We start from the raw sequence: 18,839 nt of genomic DNA, 5'->3' as shown, positions 1-18,839 counted from the left end.
TCTGGTGGTTGACACCGGTTGTGCTCGGTGTGTCACGATCGGGCCATGCTGACGTCGGTGAACGCGGAACTGCTGAGGGCCCTGGCGGACCCTCTGCGGCTTCGCATCGTGTGCCTGCTTGCCCGTGAGTCGCTGTGTACGACTCATCTCGTCGAGGAGACGGGCGCGCGGCAGACGAACCTGTCGAACCATCTCCGGGTTCTCCGGGAAGCGGGTGTCGTGGAGACCGAGCCCTGCGGGCGTTTCACCTACTACCGGCTGCGCCCCGAGGCGCTGGCCGATCTGGCCACGTTCTTCGGTGGTCTGGCCGACGGGACGCACCGAGCCTCTGTGGCCCGGCGGCCTTGCGGTTGAAGTCCGGCCGCTTCTTCTTCGGAGCGCCCGCGCCGTCTCGACGTCCACGCGCCCGTGACTCCGCGGGCTGCGGATCGCGATCCGTGCGCGAAGGTTACTCCCTCCCCGCCGCTCTGGCGAGCTCCCATGCAGGTGGCTTGATCACACCGGCGACCACGCTGGGCAGGTTGAACCCGGAGTCATCCCCACGGCTGAATCATCGATGATTGCCGATCGGCATTTGCCCGGCCGGTTTTCGCAAGCATCAGCAGAGGTGGGCGAATCGGGGCAGTCGCGCCGCGTGGCGGTGACGTCCGGGAAAGGGGCGACTCTTCAGCCATTCATCGATCTATTGACATACATCGCTTAACGCTGGCATGGTTCCGGCCGTCGGCCGACAGTGCCGTCGCCGACCCGGGCTCTGCCCCGCTCCGTCGGCCGGGCCTCGGCCCCGACCACACGTCGACACAAAGGTTTCCACCATGGCCGCCACGCCCCACCCGCACTCGTCTACCACCGAGGCACCGGTCCTGCTCCTCATGGGCAGCGGCGACCGCCGCTACCGGGAGTACATCGTGGCGGCCGTCTCACGCCATTTCCGCCTGTGGCTCCTCGACGCCCACGAGCCGAGCTGGCAACTGCCGTACGTGGAGGGGACCTCACTCCTCGACACCAAGGACCTCGACGAACTCCTCGCCGAGGCGCAGAAGGTCATGCAACAGCTTCCCGTCGCAGGGGTCTTCACCTATGACGAGTCCCTCGTGCACGCCGCCGCCCGCCTCGCCGAAGCCCTCGGCCTGCCCGGAAGCGCGCCCGACGCCGTGCTCGCCTGCCGCGACAAGGCGGCGACTCGGGCACGGCTGACGGCTGCCGACGTGCCGCAGCCGGCCTGCACCCCGGTCTCCACGGCGGCCGAGGCGCGCCGGGCGGCCGACGCGACCGGCTACCCCGTGGTGGTCAAGGCCCGTGGACTCGCCGGCAGCCTCGGTGTCGTCCGGGCCGACCACGGCGACGCCGTCGAAGCGGCCTTCGAAGCGGCCAGCTCCGCCAATTGGCCCGGAGTACCCCGCTACGAGGCCGACGTCCTGGTCGAGGAGTACCTCACCGGACCCGAGATCAGCATCGACGCGGTCGTCGTCGACGGTGTGTGCACCCCGATGATCGTGGCGCGCAAGCAGGTCGGCATGGACCCGTACTTCGAGGAGACCGGCCACACCGTCGACGCCGCTGACCCCCTCCTCCAGGACTCCGAACTCCTGGACCAACTGCACCGCATCCACAAGGCGCTCGGCTTTGAACACGGCGCCACGCACACCGAGTTCAAGCTCACTCCCAAGGGACCCCGCCTCGTCGAGATCAACGCGCGTCTCGGCGGCGACTTCATCCCCCTCATCGGGATGCTCGCCACGGGCACCGATCCCGCCGTCGCCGCCGCCCACGTAGCGGCCGGGCTCACCCCCGACACCGCGCCGAAGGCACAGAGGACCGCAGCCATCAGGTTCCTCTACCCGGAGGCCGACTGCGAGGCGGTCGAAGTGACCGTCCGCACCGACCTCTTCGGGCCCACCGTGCACGACGCGGTCGCGACGGCCGGCGCCGGCACCCGGCTGGCCCTCCCGCCCAGGGCGTACATGAACCGGTACGGCTACGTCATCGCCGTCGGCGAGGACCACGAGCAGGTGACCGCCGACGTGGAGGCCGCGCCCACCCTGGTCGAACTGCGGTCGCGTCCCCTGACGGACTGACCGACTGACCGGCCACCCTTCAGGCCCCCCAAGGAGCCGCCGCCCGTGAGCAAGACCTCCGACCAGCCGTCACTGCGCTGGGACGACCACTCGATCGTCACTCTCGACCAGCGCGCGCTGCCCCACGAGCGGCGGCTCCTGCGCCTGGACACCGTGGACGACGTCATCACCGCCATCACGACACTCGCGGTACGGGGCGCGCCCTCCATCGGTCTCGCGGGCGCCCTGGGCGTCGCGCTCTCGGCGTACGCCCACTGCTCGCCGGGCAGCACCGGCGACGGTCAGGAGACCGTGCGCGCCGACGCACAGCGGCTCGCCGCCGCCCGCCCGACGGCCGTCAACCTGGCCTGGGCCGTCGACCGGGCAGTCGGGAGGCTCGCCGACGGCCCGGACGCGGTCCTGGCCGAAGCCACCGCCATGATCGACGAGGACCGGGCGGTCAACCGGCAGATGGTCGCGCATGCGGTCCGGGCCGTACTGGACCGCTGCCCGCAGCGGTCCCTGCGACTCCTGACCCACTGCAACACCGGCCGGCTCGCTACAGCGGCCGTGGGCACCGCCCTCGGCACGATCCTCGCCCTCGCGGAGGCCGGCAAGGTCACCGAGGTCCTCGTCGACGAGACCCGTCCACTCCTGCAGGGCGCCCGGCTGACGGCCTGGGAACTGGCCGAGGCCGGCGTGCCGCATCGCGTATGCGTCGACAGCGCGGCCGCCGCGGCCATGAGCCGGGGGCTCGTCGACTGCGTCCTGGTCGGAGCCGACCGCATCACCGCGGGCGGGGACGTCGCCAACAAGATCGGCACCTACGGGCTGGCGATCGCCGCCGCCCACCACGGCATCCCGTTCATCGTCGTCGCCCCCGAATCGTCGTGGGACAGGTCCCTCGCCGACGGGCGGGACATCGTCATCGAGGAACGCGCCGCCGACGAGGTCACCTCCTACGGCGGAGTCCGCACCACACCGCGCGGTACACGCGCGTACAACCCCGCCTTCGACGTCACCCCGGCCTCCCTCATCACCGCGATCGTCTCCGAGCACGGTGTCCACCACGCATCCGAGGTGAGCGCATGAGCTACGCGCCGTCCACCGCCGCCGGCAAGCAGACCGCCCAGCAGCTGGCCGACATCTCCCGGACCCTGTACGAGCGCGGATGGATGCCGGGCACGTCCGGCAACGTCTCCATGCGACTGCCCGACGATCCCGACAGGGCGCTGATCACGGCGAGCGGCCGGGACAAGGGCGAATTGACCGCCCTGGACGTGGTGGAGGTCGACGCCCGCACCGGCCAGGCGTCCCTTCCCGGCCAGGCCCGCCCCTCGGCGGAGACCTCCATCCACGCGGCGGTCTACCGCGTCACCGGAGCCCGCGCCGTCATCCATGTCCACTCCCCGTACGCCACCGTCGTCGCCCACCGCGCCGCTGCCGTGGACGCCGTCTCCTCGGTACGAGTGGATCGCTTCGAGCTGCTCAAGGGCCTGGGGCTGAAGGACCCGACCTTCACGGACCTGCCGGTGTTCCCCAACTGGCCCCGGGTCGACCGGATCGCCGACGACGTCGCCGCCCACCTCGCGGTCGACCGGGAAGGCCCGCCCGGGCTGCTCCTGGCCGATCACGGCATCACCACATGGGGCGACTCGCTGGCCCAGGCGAGGAACCGGCTCGAATGCCTCGAGTCGCTCTGCCAACTGCTCGTGCTCTCCCACGCCGAGCCGCATGTCTCCCGTGCCGCGACGGCACCCGACCACAGGACCGCGCCATGACACTGCTCCAGATCATGCCGGAAGACGCGCCGGACACTGTCCTGCTCCGGACCCGCGACGAGGAGACCATCGCACGAGCCCTGCGCGAGAGGTCGGTCTCCCTCACCCGCTGGCCGCTGCGCACCCAGGTGACTCCGCGGACGTCGTCCGACGAGCTGCTCGACGCCTACCGCCACGAGGTCGACGAGCTCTGCGTCCGCCAAGGACTGAAGCTCGTCGATGTCGCCCGCCTCCACCCCGAGGAGGGCGCGGAATGGCAGGAGCGGGCGGCGAAGGCGCGGTCGACGTTCCTCGACGAGCACCGGCATGCCGAGGACGAGGTCCGGTTCTTCGCTCACGGCACCGGCTGCTTCTACCTGCACCTGGACGACCGCGTGTACGCCGTGGTGTGCGAGGCCGGTGACCTGCTGGCCGTCCCGGCCGGCACCCGGCACTGGTTCGACATGGGACCCGTACCGGACTTCTGCGCCGTCCGGTTCTTCGAGAAGGAGGACGGCTGGGTGGGCGACTTCACCCAGGAGTCCATCGCCGAAGGCTTCCCCCGCCTCGACGTGCTCCTGCGGGAAGGCTGATGCCGGGCAGCCGACAGGCCCGTGTTCCCGAGAACGGGCCGCGGGCCGTCGTCCTCGACATCGAGGGAACCACCGGCTCCCTCAGCCACGTCCGTGACGTCCTCTTCCCCTACGCGCGTGAGCGGCTCGCTCCCTGGCTCGCCGCTCACCGCGGCACCGCACCCTGGCGTCAGATCCTCGACGCGGTCACCGCCCACACCGGGGAGGCCCAGGACGAGGCGAGTGCTCTGGCGCTCCTGGAGCAGTGGGCCGACGCCGATGTGAAGGCGGCGCCGCTGAAGACGCTGCAGGGACGGATCTGGTCCGGGGGCTACGCGGCGGGCGAGTTGTACGGCCACGTGTACCCGGACGTACCGCCCGCACTGGAGCACTGGAAGACACAGGGCACAGGCCGCTTCATCTACTCCTCGGGCTCCGTGGCAGCCCAGCGGGACTGGTTCGGCCACACCGCCCACGGCGACCTGCGCCCGCTGCTCGACGGCTACTTCGACCTGATGACGGCCGGCCCCAAGGCGGACGCCGACTCCTACCGTGCGATCGCGGCGGACCTGGGGCACGCACCCGCCGACCTGCTGTTCGTCAGCGACGTCGGTGCCGAGCTCGACGCCGCGGCCGAAGCCGGCTGGCAGACGGTGGCCGTGCGCCGTCCCGACGACGAACGCGCGGCCGTGCCGGGTCACGAGGCCGTCGCCTCCCTCACCCCACTCGTTTCCCGACCCGGCCCGAGCCGATCGACGGCGCAGGTCGACACGCACACGCAGGAGGACCCAAGCGATGAGTGATCCGTCCGACACGGCGCCGAAGGCCGACATCGCGGTCATCGGCGGCAGCGGCTTCTACGAACTCCTGGAGTCGGTACAGCGCGTCGAGGTCACCACCCCGTACGGCGCGCCCTCCGACGCGGTGTCCGTCGGCACCGTCGGCGACCGCAGAGTCGCCTTCCTGCCCCGGCACGGCAGCCACCACGAACTCCCCCCGCACCGCATCAACTACCGCGCCAACATGTGGGCCCTGCGCTCGCTGGGCGTACGGCAGGTCCTCGCGCCCTGCGCCGTCGGCTCGCTGCGCCGCTCCCTCGGCCCTGGCAGCGTCGTCCTTCCCGACCAGCTCGTCGACCGGACCACGGGCCGTGTCCAGACGTACTTCGACCACGGCGCGGCGCACGTCTCCTTCGCCGACCCGTACTGCGCCGCCGGGCGATCGGCCGTTCTCAAGGCCGCGGGTGAGGCCGGAGCCGACGTCCACGACGGCGGCGTGATGGTGGTCGTCGAGGGGCCCCGGTTCTCCACCCGGGCGGAGTCCCAGTGGTACGCGTCGGCCGGCTGGTCGCTGATCAACATGACCGGACACCCGGAAGCCGTCCTCGCGCGCGAACTCGCCCTCTGCTACACCTCCGTCGCGCTCGTCACCGACTACGACGCCGGCGTGGAGCGAGGGGAAGGCGTCTCCCAGGACGAGGTCTTCCGGGTCTTCGGCGCGAACGTGGAGCGCCTGAAGGACCTGGTCCTGCAGACGGTCTCCGTCCTGGACCGCGAGAGGCGTTGCGGATGCGCAGCGGCGCTCGACGGCATCGATCTGCCCTTCGAACTCCCCTGACACCGTGGTCGGCGCGGGCACGATCCGCACCGGCCACGAACCTGCGGCCCCGTGCCGGTCACCACGGTGACCGGCATCGTCATTCCACGACAGGGCTACGGCGCTCCACCAGCAGGACGTCGCGCCAGACTCCGTGATGGCGAGCCACGCGTTCCCGACGACCGAGGACACGGAACCCCGTGGACTCGTGCAGGGCGAGGCTCGCGCTGTTCTCGGGAAAGATGCCGGCCTGGATCGTCCAGATCCCCGCCTTCTCCGTAGAGACGATCAACGCCTCCAGGAGCGTGCGCCCCACGCCGGTTCCGCGTGCCGTGGGACAGACGTACACGGAGTGCTCGACGACCCCCGCGTACGCGGGCCGGGTCGAGACGCGCGACACCGCTGTCCAGCCGACCACCTGCCCCCGCCGACCCAGTGCCACGAGCCGGTGTGCCGCGAGCTTGGCGGTGTCGAACGCGCTCCACGGCGGCGCGGTGGTCTCGAACGTGGCGTTGCCCTCGTCGATGCCTTGCTGGTAGATCGCCATGACGGCCGGCGCGTGGTCGTCGGTCATCGGGACCAGCGTGACGTCCGGGCGCGGGGGTGTGGTCATGCGTGCTCCTTGCCTCGGTGCGTTCCCGTGGACGGGGTACGCACGGCGTTTCGTCAGCGGGTACGGCGACGCTCCTGCGGCGTCGGGGGTCGCCGCAGGAGCGTGGGTGGGGGGTGAGGAGGAGTACCGGGTCAGAGCAGGGGCAGCGTGACGAGGCCGATGCCCACGCTGCCGAGGAGGCCCACGCCGAGGTAGAAGACGAAGACCTTCGTCTTGACGACGCTCTTGACGGCCACCATGGCCGGGATCGTCGTGATGGCACCACCGAGGAGGAAGGTGACGCCCGCCGCCGCGACCATGCCCTGGTCCAGGAGGCCCTCGACGACCGGGATGGCACCGACGCCGTTGAGGTAGAGCGGGACGCTGATGAGTCCGGCGACGAGGACGGAGAGGACGCCGTCCGTGCCGAGGATGCCCGAGACGACGTCGGTGGGCACGTAGCGGACGATCAGGGCTTCGAGGACGATGGCCAGGAGCAGCCACTTGCCCAGGATCAGCGAGTCGCTGACGATCTCCTTCAGGATCTCGCCGGCGCGGAGGTTCTTGATGTCGCGCCGCACGAGTACGCGCCACGGGGTGCCGTCGTCGTCGGCGTCGTTCCGCGCGGCGGTGGAGCAGCCACCGGCCGCGGGCGCGGGCTCGGCCTCCTGGACGGGACCGCCGCATCCGCCGGCAGAGCTGCCGCCGCTACCGGAGCCGCTGCCGCCTCCGACGGTCACGGTCTCGGGCACGGTCGCCTTCACGGCCGAACAGGCGGTCTCGGGCACGGCCACCGTCTCCTGCGAGCAGCTCTTCGCAGGTGCCTTCTCCTCCGTGGAGTCGAGCAGCGGATCGGCGAATCGTCCGCGCCGTTCGAGCGCCAGGACGATGAGACCCGCGCCGAAGCTCAGTACCAGGGCGCCGATCAGGCGGGCGGTGGCGATGGGGAGACCCAGCTGGGCGGCGGAGAGCGCGTAGATCTCCGGGTCCATGGAGGGGGAGGCGATCCAGAACGACATCACCGCCGAGAGCGGGACGCCGGCTATCAGGAAGCGGCGGATCAACGGGATCACGGTGAAGGAGCAGAAGGGGCTGAACGCTCCGATGGCCGTGACGATGGCGATGCCGAGAATGCCCCTGCGCCCGTGGGCGAAGCTGCGGCGCGCGACCACGTCGATCGACAGACGCTGTACGGCGATCCCCAGGACGATGGCGACCAGGAACCACGGGAGATAGTGCAGCACCTCGAACAGGATGAACAGGCCAAGGGCCCGCAATTCGTCCACAGGTGAACCTCTCTGAGACGGTGACACATGAGGGGAGCGGCGCCGTGAAGGTACGTACGGGGGACGTGGCGAGCCGCGTGGGGAGGCTCGATCGGCATCCCCTTTATCGAATATCGATGATAGACGATTAAAGAGATGCCCGGCAATGGGGATCCGGTGTCCCTCGTCGCGCCTCAGGGGCCCGTCCCGCACTTTCGGTGACTGTGGCCGGGAAGTGGAGCTTGTTCCCAGGTCGCACCGAGGTGGCCGCCTTCCATGTGGTGTCTACACAGTCGCTCGTGGCAGCGGTTTCGGGCGTACATGAGGCGCCGACGGGCCTCCGCCGGCTCTCCGCACGCTCCCTCTACGCGGAACGAACCTTGCCGTCGCGGGTGGTCATCGAATAACATCGATGGATCATGAGCGGTACGATGAATGCCCAGCTGATCGACCGAAGCACGGCCGAGTCCTATGCGATCTGGTTCAAGGCCCTCTCCGATCCCACCCGCGTGCAGATCCTCAATCTCCTCGCGTTGGCGACCGGGCCGATGAGTGTCGGAGAGATCGTGGACCGGATGGGCGTCGGCCAGTCGACGGTGTCCCACCACCTGAAGCTCCTCGCCGACGTGCGGTTCGTCCTGCGCGAGCGCCAGGGGACGTCGATGCTCTACTCCATCAACGTCGCCTGCGTGGCCTGCTTCCCCAGTGCTGCCGACGCCGTCATGGGCCGCCCCGCGGCCTCGGCGTGAGGACCGGCCCCTTGACCAAGTCGACCCCGCACATATCCGGTGCGGCCGCCACTGCCTGCTGCCCACCCATCGTGACCGCCGCGCTGTCCGAAGGGGACGCCGAGATCATGGCGGCGATGTTCAAGGCGCTGGCCGACCCTGTCCGACTCCGCCTCCTGTCCAGAGTGGCCTCGCACCCCAACGGTGAGGCATGCGTCTGCGACATAGCCGACGTGGGCGTCTCCCAGCCCACGGTCAGCCACCATCTGAAGAAGCTCCGGGAAGCGGGCCTGCTCACCTCCGAGCGGCGTGGCACCTGGGTGTACTACCGTCCGGCGCCCGGCGTCCTGGCCTCGCTGGGCGCGTTCCTCGCCGACACGGAGAAGGCCGGCAAGGAAGAGATCTCTCTGGCGGCCCAGGTCTCCTGACGTTCGGCGTCGCCGCCCCTGAACTCGGGGCGGCGGCGCCGTCTTCTGCCGTGCCGGGACTGCCTGCCTGCATGCGTACGTCCCTGCTCGACTGCGTCAGTCGATGTGCGGGCTGCGACGCTCCACGAGGACGGTGTCGCGCCAGACTCCGTGGTGACGGCCGACGCGCTCACGCGTGCCGATGACCCGGAAGCCCGCACGGTCGTGGACGGCGAGGCTGGCGGAGTTCTCAGGGAAGATGCCGGACTGAATGGTCCAGATCCCCGCCGCCTCTGTGGAGTCGATGAGCGCCTTCAGCAGCACCGAGGCGACGCCACGTCCCCGCGCGCCGGGGTGCACGTACACGGAGTGCTCGACGACACCGGCGTACGCGCACCGGTCGGAGACCTTCGTGGCCGCCACCCATCCGAGCACCCGGCCGTCCTCGCCGAGCGCGGCGAATCGGTGCTCGGGCAGCTTGGCCGCGTCGAACTGCTCCCAGGTCGGGGCGGCGGTCTCGAAGGTGGCGTTGCCCTCGTCGATGCCGGCCTGATAGATCGCGACGACCTCGTCGGCGTGGTCGGCCGCGAGGGGGACGACGGTGATGGTGCGGATGGCTGATCCGGTCATGGGGCGGAGTCTCCCAGACGGAGGTGTGGGCCCGGCGTCGAGGCAGGCGGGGGAGGAGAGGGGGGAGGGGGCGAATGCCGAGTGGACACGCGGTGTCCTTCCCCGGGGTTCCGGGCGGTGCGCATGCGCACCGCCCGGATTTACCAGGTGCCGGCTGGGCTGATGGCGGCCGCCCTGGTGGGCACCCGATCAGCCCTCCAGTCCGTGGAGACCCCAGACGTGGAGGACGTCACGGGTCTGGGACAGCGTCGACCAGACACCGCTTCCCAGCGCGGTCGGCTCGCAGAAGACCGGCGAGGGGTAGTCGATCGGCACGAAACCGTGCGTTCCCGTGGTGTCGACCAGCCAGTGCCGGCCCTGCCCCCACTCCTCGTCGCTCTCGGTCGTCGAGACGACAAGGGTCGTCTCGTCGAGGAAGCCGCCGGCCCAGTCCCAGCAGACGTGCAGCTCGTCGGCGTCGGCGTCAGCGTCAGCGTCGGCGTCCTCGTCGGCGTCGGTGGGAGCGTCAGGGTGTCGGGGAATTGCCGCTTCGGCGTTCCAGTCCAGGGCCTCGACGACGGCGCCGCGAGAGTCTCGCACGGCGAGGGAGTCCTGGTCGTGGGAGACGGGCATGAGCCGGTCGCCCGAGGGGCTGAGACCCAGCAGGCACAGATCGCCCTCCAGGCAATCCACGGTCAGTTCCTTCCCGTCCCATCGGCCCCATCGCAGGGGTGCGCCGTCCTGCCCTTCGCCGATGCTCAGCCCCATTTGACGAGGATCGGTCGGGTGCGGGAGGTGAAAGCTGCCGGCCGCAGCGGCTTCGGCGTCGGCCCGCGCGAGGACGCGACCGTTCTCGGCGTCGATGACCAGCCACTCGTCGGCCGTGTCCGGGTTCAACTCGCCCTCGGGCAACGGGCCGCGCACGTGCGCCCAGACGAGCCTGCCGTCTGCCGAGAAACCGACCGAGCCGCTCTCGGGGTACCGATGGTCCTGCCGGTCCGCGTACGCGTCGTACGACTCGTGCATCTCCCGGCATGCGCCGTACCAGCATCCGTGGCGGACCTCCCAACGCGTCGCACCCGACGGATCCACCGCGCGCACGGCGTGGACCCCGGCGAAGACGGCCAGGCTCGCGTCCGGCGCGACTTCCCACGTTCCGCGACTACGAGGCCAGGGCGCCGGGAAGCGGACGCCCGCCCCGGCGCGTACGACGAAGGCGTCGTCCAGGGGCTGGGCCACGATCTCGTCGTCGCTCCGCTGAACGAGCATCCTGCGCCCGGGCAGCCCCGTGATCTCCGGCGGACCGGCGTGTGACGAGGGCATGAGAGCGGGGACGGTGGCACGGAGCCGAGCACGAGCAGACACGCGAATCTCCCAGGGCAGTCGAACTCGGGGAAGAGTACGACGCGCCTCGGACAACGGCCGCGAAGTGTGTAATTCGCTTACGGGCGACGCCGTTCGACCGAGCCCGTGACGCCCCGGCGACCGTGAGAGCGGGTCAGGTCGAGGCTGCCTTGGTGAGGAGGGCACCCATGGCCGCGAGGACGGTGGGCTCGACGCGGTAATAGACCCAGGTGCCGCGCCGTTCCGAGGAGAGCAGCCCGGCTTCCTTCAGCTTCTTCAGGTGGTGGGAGACCGTGGGCTGGGAGACGCCCACGTCGGAGATGTCGCAGACGCATGCCTCGCCGCCCTCGTGCGAGGCGACGGAGGAGAAGAGCCGCAGCCGGACCGGATCGCCCAGCGCTTTGAACATGACGGCGGTCCGCTCGGCCTCCTCGGCGGTCAGCGGCCGCTCGTTCAGCGGCGGACAGCAGGGCGCTATCTCGGGCTCCAGCACCGGGAGCACCTTCACATTCGACATATATCTATGTTGACACATGTCGAACCAAGCGCCCAGGCGCCCTCAGGCAAGGGTGGAGGTCGGCTCGATTGGTTTCGATGACTGTCTATGTTGACGTTCGTCGAAGCAGGTGTGATGCTGAGGGGGCAGGAGATCGACGAACGTCGAAGTAACAAAGGGGAACCGTCGTGAACGCCACCGCCACCGCGATCAACCAGCTGCCCGTCGTGGTCATCGGGGCCGGACCCACAGGTCTGGCTGCCGCCGCCCACCTCGTCGACCGGGGCCTTGAGCCGCTGGTCCTGGAAGCCGGCCCGGCCGCCGGTGCGGCCGTCCGGGAGTGGTCCCACGTCCGGCTCTTCTCCGCCTGGGGCGAGGTCATCGATCCCGTCGCCGAGAAGCTCCTGGCCCCGACCGGCTGGGTGAAGCCCGACGCGGGCACGTACCCCACCGGCGGCGACTGGGCGGCGGACTACCTGCAACCGCTCGCGGACGTCTTCGGCGACAGGATCAGGCTCGGCGCCCGGGTCACCGGCGTCTCCCGTACCGGCCGTGACCGCGTCGTCGACGCCGACCGCGAGCAGCAGCCCTTCGCCGTCCACATCCGGCACGGCGACGGGCGCGAGGAGCGCATCCTCGCCCGGGCCGTGATCGACGCCTCCGGTACGTGGTCCACCCCGAGCCCGGCCGGCGCCGACGGCCTCCCGGCCCTCGGCGAGCGCGCGGCGGCAGACCGTGTCTCGTACCGCGTCCCCGACCTCAAGGATCCTGCCGTGCGAGCCCGTTACGCGGGCAAGCGCACCGCCGTCATCGGCTCCGGTGCCTCGGCCTTCACCGCGCTCGCCTCGCTCGCCGGCCTCGCCACGTCCGAAGACGGAAGCGGTACACGAGCCGCCTGGATCCTGCGCCGGAGCATCTCGGGCGCCACCTTCGGCGGGGGGAGCGCCGACCAGCTCCCCGCCCGTGGCGCCCTCGGTCTCGCGGCGAAGGCCGCCGTCGACGAGGGGTACGCGGACGCTGTCACCGGCTTCCGTACGGACGCGATCGACCGCGACGGCGGGCGCCTGGTCCTGGTCGCCGAGGACGGCCGCCGGCTCGACCCGGTCGACGAGGTCATCGTCCTGACCGGCTTCCGTCCTGACCTGACCTTCCTCGACGAACTGCGCCTGGGTCTCGACGACCGGCTCCAGGCCCCCGTCGAACTGGCGCCGCTCATCGACCCGAACCAGCACTCCTGCGGCACGGTCTACCCGCACGGAGTGAACGAACTGTCCCACCCCGAACCGGGGGTGTATCTGGTGGGCATGAAGTCCTACGGCCGCGCCCCGTCCTTCCTCGCGCTCACCGGCTACGAGCAGGTCCGCTCGGTCGTCGCCGCCATCGCCGGCGACCGCGAGTCCGCCGAGCGCGTCGAGCTCGTCCTCCCCGAGACCGGAGTCTGCGGCGGCGCCGGCCTCTTCGACCAGCCCGCCGACACCACGACCGACGGCGACGGGTGCTGCGCGACCCCGACGGCGCTCCAGATCGGCGTCGGCGCCCCGGCCGCCTCCGGCGGCTGCTGACACTGCCCCATCCAACCCATCCAACCCATCCAGCCCGTCCACCCACCCGCAGCCGGAGGAAGACGATGTCCCGCGTACAGCTCGCCCTACGCGTTCCCGACCTGGCGGCATCCGTCGCCTTCTACACGAAGCTCTTCGGCACCGAGCCGGCCAAGCTTCGTGAGGGCTACGCCAACTTCGCCATCGCGGAACCGCCGCTCAAGCTCGTCCTCATCGAAGGCGCCGAGAACGAGGACACCCGCATGGACCACCTCGGCGTGGAGGTCGACACCACCGAGGCGGTCCACGCCGCCACCGCTCGCCTGGGCGAGGCAGGTCTCCCGACGACGGAGGAGAACGACACCACCTGTTGTCACGCCCTCCAGGACAAGGTGTGGGTCCACGGCCCCGGCCGCGAACCGTGGGAGGTGTACGTCGTCAAGGCAGACGCCGACACCCTGACCAAGCAGCAGGACAGCACCTGCTGCGCCGGCACACCGGCCACGGTCGACAACGAGGCGCGTGAACCGGTCGCCTCCGGCGGATGCTGCTGATCCCTCGATGACCGAACTTCACACCCGCGGAGCCGCGACCGGAGCGGGGGACCGGTCGCGGCCCCGCGCCGTCCTGCCCGCGCTCTGTGCCACTCAGATCACCAGCTGGGGCATCGTCTACTACGCCTTCCCGGTCCTGAACCCGCAGATCACCGCCGACAGCGGATGGTCCACCGGCGCCACGACGGCCGCGTTCTCGTCCGCTCTGGTCGTCTCCGGCCTCGCCGGAATCCGGGTCGGCCGGATCATCGACCGCCGTGGCCCACGCACGGTCATGACGGCAGGCTCCGTGGCCGGGGTCCTGAGTCTGGTGATCGTGGCCCTGGCACCGAATCTGCCGGTGTTCTTCGCCGGGTGGCTGTTGGGCGGGTTCGCCATGGCCACCACCTTCTACCAGCCCGCGTTCGCCGCACTCACCCGCTGGTGGGCCCCTGATCACGTCCGGGCCCTCACGATCGTCACCCTTGCCGGCGGCCTCGCCTCCACCGTCTTCGCCCCGCTCACCGCCGCCCTGGCCACCCAACTGTCGTGGCGCGAGACCTATCTGGTGCTGGCGGCGATCCTCGCCGCCGTCACGATCCCGGCCCACGCGATCACCCTCAATGCCCCCTGGCCCCCGGCACCACCCTCCCCGGCCGGTACGGACGCGAGCCCCGGCGCCGTGGCCCGAAGCCGACCGTTCCTCCTGCTCGCAGCCGCGTTCACGCTCTCGGCCTTCGCGATGTACGCCGTCGTCGTCACTCTCGTCCCGCTCCTGCTCGAACGCGGCTACACCACATCCCAAGCGGCCTGGGCTCTCGGCCTCGGCGGCGCAGGCCAGACCCTCGGCCGCACGCTCTACGCCCCGCTCGCCCGCCACACCGGCACGACAGTCCGCACCACGACGCTCATTGCACTCGGTGCCCTGACGACCGCGGCGCTCGCCGTCACGCCGGGCCCGTACGGCCTCGTGATCGCGGTGTCGATCGCGGCCGGCATGGTCCGCGGCAACCTCACCCTTCTCCAGGCGACCGCGATCACCGACCGCTGGGGCACACGGCACTACGGCAGACTCTCCGCGATCCTCAGCGCCCCAGCCATGACGGCCTCAGCTCTCGCGCCCTTTACCGCAGCCACCCTTGCCTCGATTCTGGGAGGCCACCCGGAGTTGTTCGGAGTGCTTGCCGGCCTCGCGGCGGTGTCTGCCTTCGTGGCCACGGCTACATCCGTACGCGGCAAGAGCTAGGGGGTACGGGGCTCGGAACGGCGGCCTGTGGATCGGACGGCGGGTGGGGCTGCGCCAGGACTGCCGGGCACCGGCAATGTGCAGGGGGCCTGGCTGCACGTCAGGGACCTGTCAGCGTCACGTACGGAATGCGTAGGGTCCGAGGCGGAGCGCCGGGAAGCCTGGTCGGCTAACAAGGGACACCGCGATGAGCAACGACGAGCCCGTCTTCAAGAAGAGCAAGTGGGGCACCAATCGCTACGTCTACAACGCCAACAACCCGATCGGTCTCGTCCTGATCATCGCCACCAGCGCCTTCGTCATCGTCATGCTCGTCCTCATGGAGAACCGGGCGGGCCCCTTCGCGCCGACCCCCACTCCCACCTGGAGCCCTCCGCCGTCGCAGGACCCGTGGCCGTTCCCTTCGGGCGCGCCCTGACCCGCACAGCCGCTTCTACGACCGGATCGACCAGCGCTTCCGGCTTCCCGCGACCGACGTCCCGTCGTCTTTCTGCGTGGTCAGGCGCGGCGGGGCAGTCGATCGCTTGACGTCGCGGGGGTGCGGTGCCGTCGCCCGCGGCCTGCCGCGTGTCCCGTTCCCGTGTCAACTCCGCAGATGCGAAGCGCCGTTCAGGTCGAGGATCGTGCCTGAGGACCATTCGGCGGCGGGGGAGGCGAGCCACAGGACCGCCGCCGCGATCTCCTCCGCCGAGCCCACCCGGCCGAAGGGGCTCTGGGCCCGGATCGCCTCGCCCTCCGGGCCTTCCACGCGTGGCGCCACCCGCTCCGTCGCGAAGAAGCCGGGGGCGACCGAGGCGACGGCGATTCCGTGCGGCGCGAGCGAGACCGCGAGGGACTGGCCCAGGGCGTGTACGGCGGCCTTCGTCGCCCCGTACGCCGGATGGTCCGGCTCGCCCCGGAACGCGCCCCGGGAGCCGATGTTCACGATGCGGCCGCCCCCGCCCTGGTCGATCATCCGCCGCGCCGCGAGATGGCTCAGGTTGGCCGTGGCGAGCAGGTTCACGGCCACGTGCCGCTGCCACACCGCCACCCACTCCTCGTACGGGGTCTCCGCCAGGGGGTGGCGGATGTTCACCGCCGCGTTGTTCACCAGTACGTCGATCCCGCCGAGTGCCTCCGCCGCCGCGTCCACCACGGCCGCCGCCCCCGACGGGTCCGCGAGGTCCCCGCCGACCAGGGTGTGGCCGCTGCCGGCCAGGGAGGCGAGAGTCGTACGGGCCTCCTCCCCGCGCGTACCGAAGTGAACGGCCACGCGGTCGCCGTTGGCCGCGAACGCCCGGGCCACCGCGCGGCCGAGTCCCCGTGACGCTCCGCTGACGAACACGCGACGACCGGATGCGGCTACGTTCATGGAGGTGCCCTTCGTGACGGACGGCGACGGTCTTCCGTGCCCAGTCTCCGTGATCGGGTCGGCTCCCCGATCGCCGCCCTCGTGTTTCCGGCTCCGTTTGCGGGCGACCCGACATCGGGTTTGGGTGTGAGACGAGGACCATCCCCCTTGCGCGTCTGGAGCTCGGCATGTCGATGGCGTTCGGTTCACCCTTCGGTTCCTCCGAGGACCCGTTCAGCGACCTGCTGAGCCGGTTCTTCGGGATGTCGCCCGCATCGTCGCCCCCGGCCGTGCAGCGCGTACCGATCGGGCGGCTGCTGACGGAGTCGTCGCGCGAGCTCCTCAACCTGGCCGCGCGCAAGGCCGCCGAGGACGGCACATCCGACCTCGACACGGAGCACCTGCTGTGGGCGACCACCCAGGTGGACCCCTCGCGGCGGCTCCTCGCCCAGGCAGGCGTGGACACCGAGGCGCTCGCGGCGGACATCGACGAGGTCCTTCCCCAGGAGTCCGCGGAACCGTCCGCCGAGCCCGGCCTCACCCCCGCCGCCAAGCGCACCCTCGCCCTCGCCCACGCGACGTCACAGGCGTCCGGGGTCTCGTACATCGGCCCCGAGCACATCCTCGGCGCGCTCCTCAACGACGCCGACTCGGGCGCCGGCCGGTTCCTGCGCGCGGAGGACGTCGACGTACGGAAGGTGCGCGGCCTCACAGACCGGGCGGTCCGCGCCGACGGCGCTCCCGGATCCGGTGCCGGCGCCGGTGCCGGCAGGCAGGGCGCGGCGGGCACGAAGGCACAGCAGCCGGCCACGACCCTCGACGAGTTCGGCCGGGACCTTACCGAGGAGGCGAAGGCGGGCAGGCTCGACCCCGTCGTCGGCCGGGCCGAGGAGATCGAGCAGACCGTCGAGATCCTCTCCCGCCGATCCAAGAACAACCCCGTGCTCATCGGCGAGCCCGGCGTCGGCAAGACCGCCATCGTCGAGGGACTCGCTCAGCGGATCGTCGCGGGCGAGGTGCCCGACACCCTCAAGGACAAGCGGGTCGTCTCCCTCGACATGTCGGGCATGGTCGCGGGCGCGCAGTACCGCGGCCAGTTCGAGGAGCGGCTGAAGAAGGTCATCGAGGAGGTCCAGGAGGCGAGCGGCGAGATCATCCTCTTCATCGACGAACTCCACACGGTCGTCGGCGCCGGCGCCTCGGGCGAGAGCTCCATGGACGCGGGCAACATGCTCAAGCCCGCCCTCGCCCGAGGCGAGCTCCACGTCGTCGGCGCGACGACCATCGACGAGTACCGCAAGCACGTCGAGAAGGACGCCGCGCTCGAACGCCGCTTCCAGCCCGTCCTCATCCCCGAGCCCACGGTCGAGGAGACCGTACAGATCCTCGAAGGGCTCCGGGACGCGTACGAGGCCCACCACCAGGTCCGCTTCGCCGACGGCGCCCTGACGGCGGCCGCGGAACTCTCCGACCGCTACATCAGCGACCGCTTCCTGCCCGACAAGGCCATCGACCTGATGGACCAGGCCGGGGCCCGGGTACGGCTCCGCAGCGCCGGCCGCTCCACCGAGGTCGTCAGCCGCGAGGACCGCCTCGCGAAGCTGCGGCGCGAGAAGGACGAGGCCGTCGCCGGCGAGGAGTTCGAGAAGGCCTCGGAGCTGAAGCGGCAGATGGCCGAAGTGGAGGGCGAGCTCGCGGGCATCGAGGAACGGCGCGAGGGCGTCGTCTCCGTCACCGCCGCCGACATCGCCGACATCGTCTCCCGCCGCACGGGCATCCCGGTCGCCCAGCTCACCGCCAGCGAGAAGGAGAAGCTCCTCAAGCTGGAGGAGGAGATGCACGCGAGGATCGTCGGCCAGGACGAGGCGGTCACCGCGGTCTCCGAGGCCGTACGACGCAACCGGGCCGGCATGGGCGACCCGAACCGCCCCGTCGGCTCGTTCCTGTTCCTCGGTCCCACCGGCGTCGGCAAGACGGAACTCGCCAAGACGCTCGCCGAGCTGCTGTTCGGCGACGAAAGCCGCATGATCCGCTTCGACATGAGCGAGTTCCAGGAGAAGCACACCGTGGCCCGGCTCGTCGGCGCACCTCCCGGATACGTCGGTTACGAGGAGGCCGGCCAGCTCACCGAGAAGGTCCGCCGCCAGCCGTACAGCGTCGTGCTGTTCGACGAGGTCGAGAAGGGGCACCCCGACGTCTTCAACACCCTGCTCCAGATCCTCGACGACGGCCGGCTCACCGACGGACAGGGCCGCACGGTCGACTTCCGCCACTGCGTCGTCATCATGACGTCCAACATCGGCGCCCAGCGCATCCTCGCCCACGAGGGCGACGCGGCCGACCTCAAGGACGAGCTGATGCAGGACCTGCGCGGGAAGTTCCTGCCCGAGTTCCTCAACCGCATCGACGACATCATCGTCTTCCACAGCCTCACCGAGGGCGACCTCTCGGAGATCCTCGAACACCTCCTGGACCGCAGCAAGCACCGCGTCCACGCCCAGGGCATGACCCTTGAGGTCACCGAAGCGGCGAAGAAACTCCTCGTCGCGCACGGCTACCAGCCGGCGTTCGGCGCCCGCCCGCTGCGCCGCACGATCCAGCGGGAACTCGACAACCGCATCGCGTCCCTGCTGCTCGGCGGCGAGGCCGGACCCGGCGACACGATCGTCGCCGACATCGTGGACGACTCGCTCCACTGCCTGATCCGCAAGAGCGAGCCGCAGGAGGAGGCCGCCTAAGGGCTGTCACGTAATGACCCTCGGA

General features: G+C 70.7%; 20 protein-coding genes. 14 read left to right on the top strand and 6 right to left on the bottom strand.

Annotated elements, in window-relative coordinates; all coding sequences use genetic code 11:
- The first annotated feature begins 45 nt into the window (after nucleotides 1–45).
- From ACFC0G_RS18405 to ACFC0G_RS18375, 7 genes are all read left to right on the top strand, one after another.
- A complete protein-coding gene (locus tag ACFC0G_RS18405; protein ID WP_376404339.1) occupies nucleotides 46–354 on the top strand; it encodes an ArsR/SmtB family transcription factor in 309 nt (102 codons plus the stop codon).
- Between the two features lie 461 nt (nucleotides 355–815).
- Nucleotides 816–2,078: an ATP-grasp domain-containing protein gene (locus ACFC0G_RS18400; protein ID WP_376404337.1), complete on the top strand. Its 1,263-nt coding sequence runs from the start codon at nucleotides 816–818 to the stop codon at nucleotides 2,076–2,078.
- Between the two features lie 45 nt (nucleotides 2,079–2,123).
- On the top strand, nucleotides 2,124–3,149 hold the full coding sequence (mtnA, locus tag ACFC0G_RS18395; RefSeq protein WP_376404335.1) for an S-methyl-5-thioribose-1-phosphate isomerase: 1,026 nt from the start codon (nucleotides 2,124–2,126) through the stop codon (nucleotides 3,147–3,149).
- Nucleotides 3,146–3,838 (top strand): methylthioribulose 1-phosphate dehydratase, encoded by a 693-nt coding sequence (gene mtnB, locus ACFC0G_RS18390; RefSeq protein WP_376404333.1) that lies wholly within the window; start codon nucleotides 3,146–3,148, stop codon nucleotides 3,836–3,838. Before mtnA ends, mtnB begins: the two co-directional genes overlap by 4 nt.
- Complete coding sequence (locus ACFC0G_RS18385; RefSeq protein ID WP_376404331.1) at nucleotides 3,835–4,410, top strand: acireductone dioxygenase; 576 nt, start codon at nucleotides 3,835–3,837, stop codon at nucleotides 4,408–4,410. The genes mtnB and ACFC0G_RS18385 overlap by 4 nt, the downstream gene beginning before the upstream one ends.
- Nucleotides 4,410–5,192, top strand: a complete 783-nt coding sequence (mtnC, locus tag ACFC0G_RS18380; RefSeq protein WP_376404329.1) for an acireductone synthase — start codon at nucleotides 4,410–4,412, stop codon at nucleotides 5,190–5,192. Before ACFC0G_RS18385 ends, mtnC begins: the two co-directional genes overlap by 1 nt.
- Nucleotides 5,185–6,006 (top strand): S-methyl-5'-thioadenosine phosphorylase, encoded by an 822-nt coding sequence (locus ACFC0G_RS18375; protein ID WP_376404327.1) that lies wholly within the window; start codon nucleotides 5,185–5,187, stop codon nucleotides 6,004–6,006. Before mtnC ends, ACFC0G_RS18375 begins: the two co-directional genes overlap by 8 nt.
- A gap of 79 nt (nucleotides 6,007–6,085) precedes the next feature.
- On the opposite strand, the gene ACFC0G_RS18370 is transcribed toward ACFC0G_RS18375, so the two are convergent.
- Together ACFC0G_RS18370 and ACFC0G_RS18365 are read right to left on the bottom strand one after the other, a co-directional pair.
- Nucleotides 6,086–6,598, bottom strand: coding sequence for a GNAT family N-acetyltransferase (locus ACFC0G_RS18370; protein WP_376404325.1), 513 nt, complete (start codon nucleotides 6,596–6,598; stop codon nucleotides 6,086–6,088).
- Nucleotides 6,599–6,729: 131 nt separating this feature from the next.
- Nucleotides 6,730–7,863, bottom strand: coding sequence for a permease (locus tag ACFC0G_RS18365; RefSeq protein WP_376404323.1), 1,134 nt, complete (start codon nucleotides 7,861–7,863; stop codon nucleotides 6,730–6,732).
- Nucleotides 7,864–8,261: 398 nt separating this feature from the next.
- On the opposite strand from ACFC0G_RS18365, the gene ACFC0G_RS18360 reads away from it, so the two are divergent.
- Nucleotides 8,262–8,591 (top strand): ArsR/SmtB family transcription factor, encoded by a 330-nt coding sequence (locus ACFC0G_RS18360; protein WP_376404321.1) that lies wholly within the window; start codon nucleotides 8,262–8,264, stop codon nucleotides 8,589–8,591.
- A gap of 11 nt (nucleotides 8,592–8,602) precedes the next feature.
- Nucleotides 8,603–8,998 carry an ArsR/SmtB family transcription factor gene (locus ACFC0G_RS18355; protein ID WP_376404319.1) on the top strand — a complete coding sequence of 132 codons (396 nt, stop codon included), beginning with the start codon at nucleotides 8,603–8,605 and terminating at the stop codon, nucleotides 8,996–8,998.
- 96 nt (nucleotides 8,999–9,094) lie between these two features.
- On the opposite strand, the gene ACFC0G_RS18350 is transcribed toward ACFC0G_RS18355, so the two are convergent.
- The 3 genes from ACFC0G_RS18350 to ACFC0G_RS18340 form a co-directional block, all read right to left on the bottom strand.
- Entirely contained in the window at nucleotides 9,095–9,607 is a 513-nt protein-coding gene (locus tag ACFC0G_RS18350) for a GNAT family N-acetyltransferase (RefSeq protein WP_376404317.1), read from the bottom strand.
- A gap of 189 nt (nucleotides 9,608–9,796) precedes the next feature.
- Nucleotides 9,797–10,951 (bottom strand): hypothetical protein, encoded by a 1,155-nt coding sequence (locus ACFC0G_RS18345; protein WP_376404315.1) that lies wholly within the window; start codon nucleotides 10,949–10,951, stop codon nucleotides 9,797–9,799.
- Between the two features lie 133 nt (nucleotides 10,952–11,084).
- Nucleotides 11,085–11,447, bottom strand: coding sequence for an ArsR/SmtB family transcription factor (locus tag ACFC0G_RS18340; RefSeq protein ID WP_376404313.1), 363 nt, complete (start codon nucleotides 11,445–11,447; stop codon nucleotides 11,085–11,087).
- Nucleotides 11,448–11,614: 167 nt separating this feature from the next.
- Between ACFC0G_RS18340 and ACFC0G_RS18335 the strand changes: the two genes are divergently transcribed.
- From ACFC0G_RS18335 to ACFC0G_RS18320, 4 genes are all read left to right on the top strand, one after another.
- Nucleotides 11,615–12,988 (top strand): NAD(P)-binding domain-containing protein, encoded by a 1,374-nt coding sequence (locus ACFC0G_RS18335; RefSeq protein ID WP_376404311.1) that lies wholly within the window; start codon nucleotides 11,615–11,617, stop codon nucleotides 12,986–12,988.
- Nucleotides 12,989–13,053: 65 nt separating this feature from the next.
- Nucleotides 13,054–13,521: an ArsI/CadI family heavy metal resistance metalloenzyme gene (locus ACFC0G_RS18330; protein WP_376404309.1), complete on the top strand. Its 468-nt coding sequence runs from the start codon at nucleotides 13,054–13,056 to the stop codon at nucleotides 13,519–13,521.
- 7 nt (nucleotides 13,522–13,528) lie between these two features.
- On the top strand, nucleotides 13,529–14,746 hold the full coding sequence (locus ACFC0G_RS18325; RefSeq protein WP_376404307.1) for an MFS transporter: 1,218 nt from the start codon (nucleotides 13,529–13,531) through the stop codon (nucleotides 14,744–14,746).
- A gap of 187 nt (nucleotides 14,747–14,933) precedes the next feature.
- Nucleotides 14,934–15,164: a hypothetical protein gene (locus ACFC0G_RS18320; RefSeq protein WP_376404305.1), complete on the top strand. Its 231-nt coding sequence runs from the start codon at nucleotides 14,934–14,936 to the stop codon at nucleotides 15,162–15,164.
- A gap of 165 nt (nucleotides 15,165–15,329) precedes the next feature.
- Here the strand turns inward: ACFC0G_RS18320 and ACFC0G_RS18315 are convergent, their stop codons facing one another.
- The gene (locus tag ACFC0G_RS18315) at nucleotides 15,330–16,097 is read right to left on the bottom strand and encodes an SDR family NAD(P)-dependent oxidoreductase (protein ID WP_376404303.1); all 768 of its coding nucleotides are present in this window, start codon (nucleotides 16,095–16,097) and stop codon (nucleotides 15,330–15,332) included.
- Between the two features lie 167 nt (nucleotides 16,098–16,264).
- On the opposite strand from ACFC0G_RS18315, the gene ACFC0G_RS18310 reads away from it, so the two are divergent.
- On the top strand, nucleotides 16,265–18,814 hold the full coding sequence (locus ACFC0G_RS18310) for an ATP-dependent Clp protease ATP-binding subunit (RefSeq protein WP_376404301.1): 2,550 nt from the start codon (nucleotides 16,265–16,267) through the stop codon (nucleotides 18,812–18,814).
- The last annotated feature ends 25 nt before the right edge of the window (nucleotides 18,815–18,839 follow it).

Source organism: Streptomyces sp. NPDC056169, from assembly GCF_042268445.1.
GTDB lineage: Bacteria > Actinomycetota > Actinomycetes > Streptomycetales > Streptomycetaceae > Streptomyces.
This window is presented reverse-complemented; position numbering and strand designations above follow the sequence as displayed.